Raw genomic sequence first — 13,141 nt, 5'->3', positions numbered from 1 at the left:
GAAAGCGGCACAATTCCTGTCCAATGCATCAATTAGTGCAATTCATAGCCAATCATTATGAATCTCACCCAACGCCAGCTGCGCATGTTTGTGACCACCGCCGCCGTGGGCAACATCTCGCGCGCCAGCGAGGCCCTGCACATCAGCCAGCCCGCGCTCACCCGCGCGCTGCAAGAGTTTGAGAGCCAGCTGGGGGTCGCGCTCTTCCTGCGCACCACCCGCCAACTGGCCTTGACGCCAGAGGGTGAGCGATTCCTGCCCGTCGCCCAACGGTTGCTGCACGACCTGACGGAGGCCGCCGCCCTGATCCAGGGTGAAGCCACGGGCCAAAGCGGCTCGGTCAGCCTGGCAGTGGGCGAGGCCTTTGGTTGCACCGTGCTGCCCGACATCCTCCAGTCCTTCGTCAAAAAACACCCTGGCGTGCGGGTGCGCGTGGTCAACGACAACAGCCAGGGCATCACCCGCCGCGTGGCACAAGGCGAAGTGGACTTCGGCATCGGCTCCCCCGTAGGCCGCACCGAGGCCCTGCGCTGCACCAAGCTGCTGAGCGCACCGCTGGGTCTTCTGTTCAACCCACAGCTGCACCAGCTCAAGGCCTGGGTCCGTACCGAAACACTGGGCGACCTGCCTCTGCTGAAGGAAGGCAGCGACACCAGCATCGTCAGCGTGCTGCGCGCGCAAGGCTCTGACCTGGTGGCACACATGGACCATGGGGTGGAAGTCTCCAGCCTCGCCCTGCAATTGGCCATGGCACGGGCTGGCGTGGGCATTGCGGTGATGTCCGCACTGGGCGCATCGCACAGGGATGCTGCCGATTTGCGCTTTTCGCCCCTGCGCCCTACCGTGCAGCGCGAGGTGTTTGTGATGCAGCAGAGGGACCGAGCGCTGTCAGTGCCCGCACGGGCGTTGATAGAGGCTGTGGTTGCGGGAGCCAAAGGGGCACAGCTGCATCGCCTGGTGAAGCTGGAGTCATGAAGGGATGACCCGATGTCTGCACGTGGCAATGACCGAGAAAAGTGCATTGGTTCGTGACGCCGGACGCTGGCGCAGGTGCAGGCGCCGCAGCACAACGCCCGCCTAGGAAAAGAACCGCTTCAACGCATCTTCAAATGCAGGCACATCCGCACCGACATGCGAAGTGTTGTACTCGGCCTTGAGCGATACCAGGCCCGGTAGGTTCTGAGAGGCGATCTGATTGAAAACAGGGATACCGATCAGTGGGTGGTTGCCGCCACTCGCACCCGCAAGGAACAAGGTCGCTGGCACAGCCTTTCCATCAATCTGCTTTTCAAACGCTAAGACCCCCGCCGGGCTGGTGTGCTCCCCCACGCTGCACTCTGTCGACAGGTAGTATGAAAAACTGGGGGGCACACCTGCACGCGCCTCCAGTATCAACGCGGCCAGAACGAAGTACCCACCATGGGACAAGCCCGACAACGCCCTTCGTTTGCGATCAATCCGGTACTGGCTCTCAATGGTTGGCGCCAGTTCTTTCACCAGAAAGTCGAGGTACTTCGTTGCGCCGGGCATGAGAAAGTCAGTGCCCCTCCAGGCCGTTCCCCCAATGCCAACCAAAACAGCCTGGGTACCCCGGCGCTGCATGACCTCCCTGAACGTGTCAAAGCGCGAGCGATTGGCGCCCCCGTACGGAGCGTCCCCTTCGGTCGCGTAGATCACAGGCAAAACGGTCGTGCTGTTGGCGTACGACTCTGGCAAGAAAACCTGAATGGCGTACGTGTTGCCATTGGCAACCGACTTGATGGTGGAGTTGATCACCTGGCCTGATGCGGCGGGCCCTGCACCGTCGCCGGCCCCTCCGCCTCCGCAGGCGGTCAGGACGGCGGACGCCGCGCAAATGAGCGCACTTCTGCGCGCGTGCTGAAACTTCGTGCCCATGTGTGGTTCCTCCTGGTGCGCCATGGTGGCGGGTGAATGCGACACACCCTGGCCATCTTAGGGGCCCCGCGCGGCACACGGCTGCGTGGGCGACAGACAAATTCCTTAAGACCAAGTTAAACCAGCGGCTTCATGCTGCCAAGAACGAGGGCCCGGGAACAGAAGACGCTCGATTCCGGCTCGCGGAGCACACCTGAAGGGTCGGTCCGAATGCCGGACAGAAACCGAAAAATGATCTTGCCTCTCACTGTAAATGATTAATATAATAAATTTGATTAAATCGACAGACTACAACCTTAGCGGCAGGTGAAAACAGGCCGTTGAAGGTCAGGCCCAACGCCCCGCCGTCACTAACTGGGTTAGAGAGGATTCAAGGAATCCCGTCGAGACAAGACCATCCAGAAAGATGCCGACATGAAAAATCTGAAAATCTCGACCCGTCTGTACGGTGCATTTGCCACCCTGATATTGCTGCTGATGGGGCTTGCGGGGCTGGCTGCCCTCCAGCTCTCCACCATGCGGGCAGCCACCGTGGAAATTGCGGACAACTGGCTCCCGAGCGTTCGAGCAGCCAATGAGATGGACTCGCAGCTGTTGGTGGCACGCATGACCGTATTGGGTCATGTCATGAATACCGACGCGGTGGCGATGGAGGCGATTGACAAGAAGGTAGTGATCGACCGGCAGAAACTGGATCAGTCATTGAAGGCTTACGAGAAGCTCATCAGCGGGGACAACGAACGCAAGGCTTATGACCAGCTCGTGCAGCAATGGAAGCAGTACCGTGAGGTGGATGACCGCGTGCTTGCACTCTCGCGCAAGAACGAAAACGATCAGGCACGGAGTCTCGTGGAGGGTGAGTCCAAGAAGCTGTTTGATCTGACCATGGAGACGCTGGACCAGCTGGTAAAGATCAATAGCGACGGCTCGGAGGCATCCCGGGCAGAGTCGGAGGCAACCTATGCCAATGCGCGCGCAACGCTGCTGATGATCTCGACCCTTGCGATAGTGCTGGCCGTGGTGACAGCCCTCTTGCTGGTGCGCTCCATCACCCGCCCGTTGGCCCAAGCCGTGCAACTGGCAGAGCATGTGGCTGGCGGTGACCTGAGCACCACCATCCAGGTCACCAGCGCGGATGAAACGGGCCAGCTCATGGCAGCGCTGGAGCGCATGCAGCAAAGCCTGGTCAACACCGTGAGCATGGTTCGGCAAAACTCTGAGAACGTGTCTACGGCCTCCTCAGAAATTGCCCAGGGCAACCACGATCTGAGCGCCCGCACGGAGCAACAGGCCAGTGCGCTGGAAGAGACGGCGGCGTCCATGGAAGAGCTGAACTCCACAGTCCGGCAAAACGCAGACAACGCACGCCAGGCCAACCAGCTGGCAATGAGCGCCTCTACGGTCGCAATACAAGGGGGCGAGGTGGTCGGTCAGGTCGTCGAAACCATGAAGGGCATCAACTACAGCAGCAAGAGAATTGCGGACATCATCAGCGTCATCGATGGCATTGCGTTCCAGACCAACATCCTGGCACTGAACGCAGCGGTGGAAGCTGCACGGGCCGGCGAGCAAGGCCGCGGTTTTGCCGTGGTGGCCACCGAGGTGCGCAACTTGGCACAGCGCAGCGCAGATGCGGCCAAAGAGATCAAAACGCTGATCGATGACAGCGTTTCGAGAGTGAGTCAGGGCACAACCCTGGTGGACCAAGCAGGCACGACGATGACGGAAGTGGTTGGCGCCATCAAGCGGGTGACGGACCTCATGGGTGAGATCAGCGCTGCCAGCCAAGAGCAAAGCCAGGGCGTGGCGCAGGTGGGCGAAGCTGTGACCCAAATGGACCAGGTCACCCAACAGAATGCCGCGTTGGTGGAAGAGATGGCAGCCGCTGCCAGCAGCTTGAACAATCAGGCTGCAGAACTTGTCAGTGCGGTCGCGTTCTTCAAATTGCCTGGTGGTCGGGGAGCTTTGGCACGCATGCCTGGGCTATCGTTCGCTGCGCCTCGCCTTCAATAGGATTGCAACCTGCGAAATACGACCATCGTCGGGTGGGCTTGGCACGCCAAGGCCGCTACTATCGGCCGTCGGCTTTGCCCTTTGCCGACACCCTCACTCTTGGCCCGCCTCGTGCGGGCTTTCTTTTGGAGCCCCGTCTTCAACGGCTGCATACAGCAGCCAAGCGCTCTATCTAGAGTGCCAGGCGTTGGAGGGACTGGCGGCGCGCAAGCCCCATGGGCCGCTGTTTAGCCTGACTGCCATCCCCACTACGAGCCTCGGAAACTCTCCTTCAATGGAAATCCCGGCTCCCCTGCAGCGCCTGCCCCATGCGGCCCAGTAGGGGTGTCAGGTCCTTGAAGCGCTGGGCCACCAGGTGGCGCACCACCGCCGTGCTGCCGGGTGGGCCGGCGCTGCATTGCCACACCCCTTCCACCGCCAGCAGCTGTGACCGCAGCAGCGCATTGCGCCACACATCGACCAGGGCGGGCCAGACGATGACGTTGACGGGGCCGGTTTCGTCCTCCAGCGTGACGAACATGGTGCCCTTGGCGGTGCCGGGGCGCTGGCGCACCGTGACGATGCCGCAGGCGCGCACCTTGCGGCCGTGGGCGGCGTTGTGCAGTTGCAGGGCGGTTTGCAGGCGCCAGCGGGCCAGGCGGGGGCGCAACAGGGCCAGAGGGTGGCGGCGTAACGTGAGGCCAGTGGCGGCGTAGTCGAACAGGATTTCTTCGCCCTCGGGCGCCTCGGGCAGTTGCAGCGGGGCCTCGTGCACGGGCACGTCTCGCCACAGGGGCGGCGCGCTGTGCTGGGCGGCGGCGTCCCACATCTGCTGGCGCCGGTGGCCCGACAGGCTGGCCAGGGCGTCGGCGGCTGCCAGGGCTTGCAGGTCTTGCTGGCTCAGTTGGGCACGCAGGGCCAGGTCTTCGGTGGTGGCAAAGGCGGGGCCTGTGGCGCGTGCTTGCAGCAGGCGTTTGGCGGCGTCTGTGTGCAGGCTGCTGGCCATCCGAAGGCCCAGGCGCACGGCGGACTGGGGCAGCGGCGGTGCGCCCAGGCCGCGTGCGGGGCGCAGGGGCTCGGGGTTGCCCTCCAGCGTGCAGTCGATGTCGCTCACGGTCACGTCGATGGGCAGCACGCGCACGCCGTGGCGGCGGGCGTCCTGCACCAGTTGCGAAGCGCTGTAAAAGCCCATGGGCAAAGAGTTGAGCAGCGCCGCCAAAAAGCACGCGGGCTCGTGGCACTTGAGCCAGCTGCTGGCATAGGCCAGCAGCGCAAAGCTGTGGGCGTGGCTTTCAGGAAAGCCGTATTCGCCAAAGCCCAGCATCTGCTGGAAGATGCGGTCGGCAAATTCGGCGGGATAGCCCCGGTCTTTCATGCCTTGTTTGAGAGGCTCTTCAAAGCGATGCACGCCGCCCTTGCGCTTCCAGGCGGCCATGGAGCGGCGCAGGTCGTCGGCCATGCCGGGGGTGAAGCCCGCCGCGATCATGGCGATCTGCATCACCTGCTCCTGGAAGATGGGCACGCCCAGCGTGCGCGCCAGGGCGTCCTCCAGCTCCGGCTTTTCGAGTTGCAGAGGCTCGCCCTTGCGCCGGCGCTCGCGCGCCTGCAGATACGGGTGCACCATGCCCCCCTGGATGGGGCCGGGGCGCACGATGGCGACCTCGACCACCAGGTCGTAGAACTCGCGCGGCTGCAGGCGGGGCAGCATGCTCATCTGGGCGCGGCTTTCGATCTGGAACACGCCCACGGTGTCGGCGGCGCCGATCATGTCGTAGGTGGCAGGGTCTTCGCGCGGGATTTCCTTGAGGCCCCAGTGCTCGCCGCGTAGGGCTGCGCGCAGGTTGAGGCAGCGGCGCAGCGCGCTGAGCATGCCCAGGGCCAGCACATCGACCTTGAGCAGGCCCATGTCATCCAGGTCGTCCTTGTCCCACTGGATGACGGAGCGGTCCTTCATGCTGGCGGGCTCCACCGGCACCAGCCGCGTGAGCTTGCCCTGGGTCAGCACAAAGCCGCCCACATGCTGGCTCAGGTGGCGCGGAAAATCCTTCAGGTCGGCAGCCAGCTCCAGCCACAGCCGGGCGATGTGCCGGTGCAGCGACACGCCCACCGCCTGGGCCAGCTCCTGCAGGCGGTCGGTGGCAAAGGTTTCGTCAAACCAGTGGTGGTCTTTGGCAAACGCATCGACCAGGGCGGGCGCCACGCCCAAGGCCTTGCCCACGTCGCGCAGGGCGCTGCGTGTGCGGTAGCAGGTGACCACGGCGGCGATGGCGGCGCGGTCGCGGCCGTATTTGTCGTAGATGTACTGGATGACCTCTTCGCGCCGGTCGTGTTCGAAGTCCACGTCGATGTCGGGCGGCTCGCTACGCTCCTTGCTGATGAAGCGCTCGAACAGCAGGTGGGACTGCTCGGGGGCCACCGCCGTGATACCCAGCACGTAGCAGACCACCGAGTTCGCCGCCGAGCCCCGGCCCTGGCACAGGATGCCCACGCTGCGCGCAAACCGCACGATGTCGTGCACGGTCAGGAAATACATCTCATACCCGCAGTGCGCGATCAGGTCGAGCTCTTTGCGGATCTGCGCCTGCACGCTCTCGGGCGCGCCCAGCGGGTAATGGCTTCGCACCCCCAGCTCTACCAGCCAGGCCAGTGCCTGGGCAGGTGTCATGCCCTCGGGCACGGTCTCCAGCGGGTAGCGGTACTGGATCTCACTCAGGCTGAAAGTGCAGCGCCCGGCCACGGTGAGCGTGGCCGCCAGCAATTCGGGCGGGTAGATGCCCGCCAGCCGCACGCGCTGGCGCAGGTGGCGCTCGGCGTTGGGCTGCAGCGCAAAGCCGCACTCGGCCACGGTGCAGCCGCGCTTCACGGCGGTGATCACATCCTGCAGCGGCTTGCGCGAGCGGGCGTGCATGTGCACGTCGCCCGCCGCCACCAGCGGCAGCTGCAGTGCAGCGCCCACGCGCTGCAGCGTGGCCAGCCACAGGCTGTCGTCGGCGGCCTGGTGCAATTCGACCGCCAGCCACACATGCGGAGCCTTTTGAGAGCCTAACTGGCCGGTAGCGCTAGTGATACATGCGCTGATTGCTACAAAATCAGAAGCATCAAAGCGCTGACGGCATGGTGCCAGCAGCAGCTCGCACCCCTGCAGCAAGTGCCAGGGGCTGTCCGCACCCACGCGGTATTGCCCCTTGGGCGCAGCGGCGCGGGCGGCGGTGATGAACTCGCACAGGTTGCCCCAGCCCTCGGCATCGCGCGCCAGTGCCACCAGCCGCAGGTCACCCCACAAAAACTCGCTGCCCACGATGAGGTGCAGGCCACATTCCTTGGCCGCCCCCCAGGCACGCACCACGCCGGCCACGGAGCATTCGTCCGTCAGCGCCAGCGCCTGGTAGCCGAGCTTGGCAGCACGCGTGACCAGCTCTTGCGGGTGCGATGCGCCGCGCTGAAAGCTGAAGTTGGACAGGCAGTGCAGCTCGGCATAGCCCGGCAGCTCGCCCGCGCCCGCTGCGGGGCCTGGCACCGCAGTGGCCTGTGAAGGATGTCGGTGCGTCAAACCCATGCACAACCACCCTGCCCGCTCACCCAAAGATTCCGTGCAAGAACCAGCGGTGTGGGCGAGCCACCGCTGGCGTGCCGTCCAGCGCAGGCGCCAGGCGCTCGCGAAACACCCACACCAGTCCCGCAACGTCGTTGTGAGCCACAAAGTAGTCGCGCAGGGCCAGGCTTGCGCTGGGGTGTGCTGGGTCCACCGCATCGTCGGTGGCAGACCACCAGCCCGCCTCCAACCGGTGGGGCCCGGCCAGCAAGCGCAACAGGCCGTGGTGGCAGGGGCGGTTGCCCTGCACGGCCAGCTGCCGGGGCGGGTTCAGCAGCCAGGTGGGCAGCAAGGGGGTATCCGGGACGATGCCCTGCGAAGCACCGCCCGCACGCGCGGACACAGGACTAGAGGGTGTTCGCGTGGCTGCATTGCGCGTCGCAGCCGAGGGCATGCCCAGCACTTCAGCGGCCGGTCGCCATTGCTGCATGCGTTCGGGCCGATGGTCGGCCAGCAGCACCGGGGCCACCACGTGGTCGGCCCCCAGGCGGGCCGACAGGCGTTCCAGCAGTTGGTGCAGGGCCTCGCCGGGGGTACCGGCCGGGTCGGTGCTGCCATGGCTTGTGGGGTCACGCCCGCCCACCTCCCCCGGGGGCAGCAGGCTGGCACTGCGGTGCGGCAACGGGGCCGCGTCGAGCAGCCGCAGCGTGATCTGGTTGACCGGCGCGGCCAGCGTGGTGCGCGCCAGGTTTTCGGCCAGCAGGCGCCGCAGGTGCACCAGGTCGTGGGTGGCCTGGGCGGTGCGCACCTGCAGCGCCTGGGTGGGGGGCAGCGCCACGCCATCCAGGCGCCGCAGGTCGTGGCGCCAGGCCAGCTCCAGCGCCAGCACGCCCTGCTGGCGCGCCTGCAGCCAGGCCTGCAGGGCCGTCAGGCTGCGGCTGGCGCTCCACAACAGTGCGTCGGCCGACGCGGCCAAGGCGGGCAGCTCGGTGGTCAACACAAACTGCTCGGGCAGTTGCAGCCAGGCATGGGCCTCGGGGGCATCGCCCAGGGCCTGGTCCAGCACCAGCAGCACGCCCGCGCCCAGGCGCCGCGCGACGCCCGCACGCGGCAAGGCCCGCAGCGCGCCCCAGGTGCGGCAGCCCATGCGCTCCAGGCTGGCCACATGGGGGCGCAGTGCTGTCAGCGTGTGCAATGGCAGGCTCTCTACCCTGCCCTGCGGTGGGCAGGGGCGCCCTGCCAGTGCCATGCGCAGCCTGGCATGGGCCACCAGGGCGGTGGGGCCTGTGCCCCATACCGTCGGCGCATGGGGTGGCAAAGCTGCAGTCACTCCGCAGGAAGGGGCAAGCCCTTCAGCGCTGCGGACGGGTGGAGGGGCAACGCCCTCCCCTTCGCATCGGGCCTCCGCATCGGCCCAGGCTTGCAGCACCAGTGCCTGCAGCGCATCGCGCCCGCCCCACAGGCGTTCGGTGGTGGACACTTCCAGCAATACCGCCTCGCCATCGGCCAGCGCCACACGCGGCGTGAAACGCAAGGCCCACCAGCCTGCGGCGGCCTGGTGTGCGCCAGCACTTTTGTCCGTGCCCATACCCGTACCTGGCAAGGCGGCAGCCTCATCGGACCAGGGCAATGGCAGAGCGATCCAGTGCATGCCTGCTCCCTTCTGGTCGGCCTCCGGGTCGGCCCCCTGGCTGCTCTCCGGGCTGGCCTGGGGGCTGGACTGGGGGCACGTGGCGCGCCAGCGCCCCCGCCAAGACCCCGGCTACACGGACGGACGCGGGCTGGCGCCCCGCCACCTGGGCAATGGCGGCCTCTTGCGCAGCGCGGCGCCGCTCGGCCTGTGCCACCAGCACCTGCGCCAGTTGAGGGTGGCAGCCCGCCAGTTGAAGCGCCTGCGCCAGCGGAGGCCCCCGGCGCTTGAGGATCTGCACCTGCATGCCGGGGGCTGCTACGGCATCCCCTGACAAAGCCAGCCCCTGCACCTGCAGCCGCAATTGGGCCGGCGACGCCTGAGACACCCGCGATGCAGGCCCTGGGGCATCGACCGGACGAAACACCCACAACAATTGCTGCTGCTGGGCCGCCGCCAATTGCAACCGCCGCAAGGCGGCAGGCTGCGCCTGGGGCAGCCAGGCCATGACGGCCAGCACGCCCTGGCAGCGCAGTGCCTGCTCGGTCGCCCACAAGGCGACCATGGGCGAGTCGGCATGCACCACACACACCCGCTCTGCCCGCAACCCCTGCGACTGCAGGGCCGGGCCAAAAGGCTCGAACGGCGGCGCTACCAGCACCACGGCCCCGCTCTGCCGGGCCGTGGCCTGCACCAGTGCGGGCAGCACCAGTTGCCATTCGTGCAGGCCCGCCAGGGGCTGCAGCACTTCGCTCAGGGCCCCCACAGGCCAGCCGCCGCCCGGCAGCTGGGCATCCAGCGCAGCATGGCCCGAAGGCAATACGCGCTGCGCGCTGGCCCCCAGCGCGTCGGCATGCCACACCCCAGGCACGGGGATGGGCAAATCGGACGCAACCCGCAAAGAGGGGCGTGGCGCAGGCATGGTGGTGGGAGAAGTTGAGGCAACACGAATACTGTAAATATAACCAGTATTTTGCCGAATGGGTGAACCTGGAAGCGAAGACCCACCAAGGACGTCGGTCTGAGGAGGCCCACGCAGGCAAGGGCTTGTTCCCACTATTTTTGCCAGTGCCAAGGCCTCCCCCGCCACGCCAATCCAGGCGCGCGACGACGCCAAGGCCAGGGCTTTGGCTGGGAACGCAACGACGAGTGGCGTGGCGGAGGAGACCTTCACTTCGGGTTGCGATGCCCAGCAAACGCAGCGCGCCGGAGTACCCAGTGGAAGAGGCAAACCCCGCGCCCTAGCGGGGTCAATCCGAAAGTCTGCTTACAGCGTACGCATCGCCCAGTCGCACCAGTCCGCCACCGCCGCATCAGCAGGCGTGGCACGGTCCGAGAGTTGGGGCCAGCGGCGGTGGCTGGCGTTCAGGATGCTTTGCAGTTGCCACAGGGCCTCGCGTCCCACCAGGGCGACCTCGGCCATGCCAATGGCGTCGCCTTGCAATTGCGCCAGCAACTCGCCCTGGTGCCGGGGGTGCGAGCCCGCTTCGATCAGGGCTTTTTGCAATGCCATGAGGCGGGAATCGGTAAACGCAAAGGCAGTGCCCGCAGGAGACTTGGCCGCCGTGTCCGGGGGCAAGGCCGCCTTGAGCTGGTCCCAATAGGCAAAGGCTTCGGCCAGCAATTCGATCTGGCGGGGCGCATCGTTACCCAGGGGCATCAAGGCCGATTCGCGGGCCACTTCCTCCTGCAGTAGCGGCAGGATGAACGCCACCAGTGCCGAAGGAAACTTGCGGTGATTGAGCCGCAGCACCAGCGACAGCCGCTGCGCGGGCATGTCGTCGTATTTCTCGTAGAAGGCAGCCACCACTTCGGCCAGGAGCAGGATGCGGCCCATGGGCGTGATGTCCGCCCCCAGCAAGGCGCGCGGATAGCCGCTGCCGTCCATGCGCTCATGGTGCTCCAGCACGGCCACTTCGGCAGCACGTGGATAGGCCTGCGTGTCGCGGATCATGAGCATGGCCGAGATGGGATGGGCCACCAAGTGCTTGCGCCCTACCCCCACCACCTTGTGGTCCGGGTCGTCCCAGGCCGGGTCCATGTGCAGCACCCCCAGGTCATGCAGCAGCGCAGCAGCCGCCACCGTGCTGCAATCGCGTTCGCTCAGCCCGCTTTTGACCGCCAGAAATACCGCCACGGTGGTCATCACCAGACTGTGCTGGAACAGCGTGGGCCGCTGGTCACGCATCACGGTGAGCTTGCAGGCCATGGCAGAAGGCAACGGCAGGGACCGCAGGGGCGCCAGTAACCAGGCACCTGAGCCCAGGGCCTCGGCCAGCATGGCGGGCAGGGTTTCCTGCTCGATCAGCGTCTGGCCCAGGGCCAGCAGTGATGGCACGTCCACCGGGTTTTCGATGGACAGATGGCGGTCAATGGGTTCGCGCAGCTTGTGCTGCACCAGGCGGTCGTACAGGCGGCTGTCGATGCGCGCGCCCTTCTCCACCAGCTTGATGCCGTTGTCGGTGTAGATGGCAGCACCTGCGACCACCGTACGCCGGTCGGCCATGTCGGTCAGCGCACGCAAGTAATGGGGACTGTCAGCGTCCTCGGCATCCGCTGAAAGAAGAATATCGGTCATGCAAGCAACACAAATCGTTACTTCGCACTATAGGGGGTTCTCTTGCGGGGCACTGACTCGCGTGACGCGATACAGACATGCAATCTTGATGCACATCAAGCAGCAGGCGCTGCTACCCGTGCTCGTTTTTTGCCGCATGGCAGAGATCACACGTCCGGATTCCCATGACCAAGACCTGGACCCGCCCGGGCTCGCCGGGGTGACAAAGCCCCCTGTCACCCCAATGTCATTGTCCCAAATTGGCATCAGGGTTTTCATTCAACAATGTCGCCGGTGGCCTGCTTTTTGGTGATCCTGGGCAGTCAGTCTTGGGTAAACCCTGAAAAGTTCCGCATTGATTGTTCACAATACTGGAACAGTTAGTTCGCGACCCGGTGGTTTTTCTCTGCACCCCACCGGCGTACAGTTCATCCCATCGATGAGCCGAACCYGCAAGGCGACTCACCGAACCCGGTCCCAAGCAGCTTTCTTTGTTTTTGGCGCTTTGTTCCGGTTTTTTGAGCCGCTTCTTTAACTTCAAGGATTTCCATCATGAACAACACCGCACGTTTCCTGTCTATCGCCGCTGTCGCTGCTTTCGCTTCTTTCGGTGCCCAANGCAAGGCGACTCACCGAACCCGGTCCCAAGCAGCTTTCTTTGTTTTTGGCGCTTTGTTCCGGTTTTTTGAGCCGCTTCTTTAACTTCAAGGATTTCCATCATGAACAACACCGCACGTTTCCTGTCTATCGCCGCTGTCGCCGCTTTTGCTTCTTTTGGTGCCCAGGCTGACGAAGCCGATGCTTCGCAGTTCGCCACCAAGTTTGAAACCAACCGCACCCGCGCTGAAGTGGCTGCTGAAGCCGCTACCGTGGCCCAGACCCGCTCGATCGAGCCCGCTAAGTTTGAAACCAACCGCACCCGCGCTGAAGTGGCTGCTGAAGCCGCTACCGTGGCCCAGACCCGCTCGATCGAGCCCGCTGGTTCGCGTGTGGTGACTTACAAGTCCACGGCCGACCGCGCTGCCGTGCGTGCACAGGCTGCTGAGGCAGTGCGTACCGGCCAGATTTCTTCGGGTGAGCGCGGCTGATTCACCAGGGGTGGCTGAATCTGCCGCCCTGGTTGCGCCGTATCTCTCAGTACCCAAGTCCTCTTTTTAGAATTTTCCGGAGTTTCACCATGAACAAGTCTGTCCGTTTCCTGTCCGTTGCTGCTGTCGCCGCTTTTGCCGCTTTTGGTGCCCACGCTGATGAAGCCGATGCTTCGCAGTTCGCCACCAAGTTCGAAACCAACCGCACCCGCGCTGAAGTGGCCGCCGAAGCCGCTACCGTGGCCCAGACCCGCTCCATCGAACCCGCTGGTTCGCGTGTGGTGACTTACAAGTCCACGGCTGACCGTGCTGCTGTGCGTGCCCAGGCTGCTGAAGCCCTGCGCACGGGCCAGATCTCTTCGGGCGAAATCGGCAACGCAATGTAATTGCCAGAGGCCCCATGCAGACTGCATGAGGGCTTTGTGAAAATTGCCAATGCAAAAGGC

General features: G+C 65.0%; 9 protein-coding genes. 4 read left to right on the top strand and 5 right to left on the bottom strand.

Features of this window, described 5'->3' with window-relative positions:
* Positions 1–57: 57 nt before the first annotated feature.
* Complete coding sequence (locus ASC83_RS11290) at positions 58–975, top strand: LysR family transcriptional regulator (protein WP_056062232.1); 918 nt, start codon at positions 58–60, stop codon at positions 973–975.
* 102 nt (positions 976–1,077) lie between these two features.
* Here the strand turns inward: ASC83_RS11290 and ASC83_RS11285 are convergent, their stop codons facing one another.
* Entirely contained in the window at positions 1,078–1,896 is an 819-nt protein-coding gene (locus ASC83_RS11285) for an alpha/beta hydrolase-fold protein (RefSeq protein WP_056062229.1), read from the bottom strand.
* A 414-nt stretch (positions 1,897–2,310) separates the two neighbouring features.
* On the opposite strand from ASC83_RS11285, the gene ASC83_RS24470 reads away from it, so the two are divergent.
* On the top strand, positions 2,311–3,909 hold the full coding sequence (locus tag ASC83_RS24470; protein ID WP_082522427.1) for a methyl-accepting chemotaxis protein: 1,599 nt from the start codon (positions 2,311–2,313) through the stop codon (positions 3,907–3,909).
* Positions 3,910–4,180: 271 nt separating this feature from the next.
* Here ASC83_RS24470 and ASC83_RS11275 read toward each other — a convergent pair whose 3' ends face one another.
* The 4 genes from ASC83_RS11275 to ASC83_RS11260 all read right to left on the bottom strand — a co-directional run bounded on the left by ASC83_RS11275 (position 4,181) and on the right by ASC83_RS11260 (position 11,628).
* On the bottom strand, positions 4,181–7,444 hold the full coding sequence (locus ASC83_RS11275) for an error-prone DNA polymerase (RefSeq protein WP_056062226.1): 3,264 nt from the start codon (positions 7,442–7,444) through the stop codon (positions 4,181–4,183).
* Between the two features lie 19 nt (positions 7,445–7,463).
* Positions 7,464–9,071, bottom strand: a complete 1,608-nt coding sequence (locus tag ASC83_RS11270) for a hypothetical protein (protein WP_056062224.1) — start codon at positions 9,069–9,071, stop codon at positions 7,464–7,466.
* Positions 9,034–9,972, bottom strand: a complete 939-nt coding sequence (imuA, locus tag ASC83_RS11265; RefSeq protein WP_056062220.1) for a translesion DNA synthesis-associated protein ImuA — start codon at positions 9,970–9,972, stop codon at positions 9,034–9,036. The genes ASC83_RS11270 and imuA overlap by 38 nt, the downstream gene beginning before the upstream one ends.
* 345 nt (positions 9,973–10,317) lie before the next feature.
* A complete protein-coding gene (locus ASC83_RS11260) occupies positions 10,318–11,628 on the bottom strand; it encodes an HD-GYP domain-containing protein (RefSeq protein WP_056062219.1) in 1,311 nt (436 codons plus the stop codon).
* Between the two features lie 698 nt (positions 11,629–12,326).
* Here ASC83_RS11260 and ASC83_RS11250 point away from each other — a divergent pair.
* Together ASC83_RS11250 and ASC83_RS11245 are read left to right on the top strand one after the other, a co-directional pair.
* Positions 12,327–12,695, top strand: a complete 369-nt coding sequence (locus ASC83_RS11250) for a hypothetical protein (protein WP_056062214.1) — start codon at positions 12,327–12,329, stop codon at positions 12,693–12,695.
* An 89-nt stretch (positions 12,696–12,784) separates the two neighbouring features.
* The gene (locus ASC83_RS11245; RefSeq protein ID WP_056062211.1) at positions 12,785–13,081 is read left to right on the top strand and encodes a hypothetical protein; all 297 of its coding nucleotides are present in this window, start codon (positions 12,785–12,787) and stop codon (positions 13,079–13,081) included.
* Positions 13,082–13,141: the final 60 nt, after the last annotated feature.

It is taken from the genome of Acidovorax sp. Root402 (genome assembly GCF_001425125.1).
Lineage (GTDB): Bacteria > Pseudomonadota > Gammaproteobacteria > Burkholderiales > Burkholderiaceae_C > Acidovorax > Acidovorax delafieldii.
The sequence above is the reverse complement of the archived record's forward strand: the minus strand, read 5'-3'. Positions and strand labels throughout refer to the sequence as shown.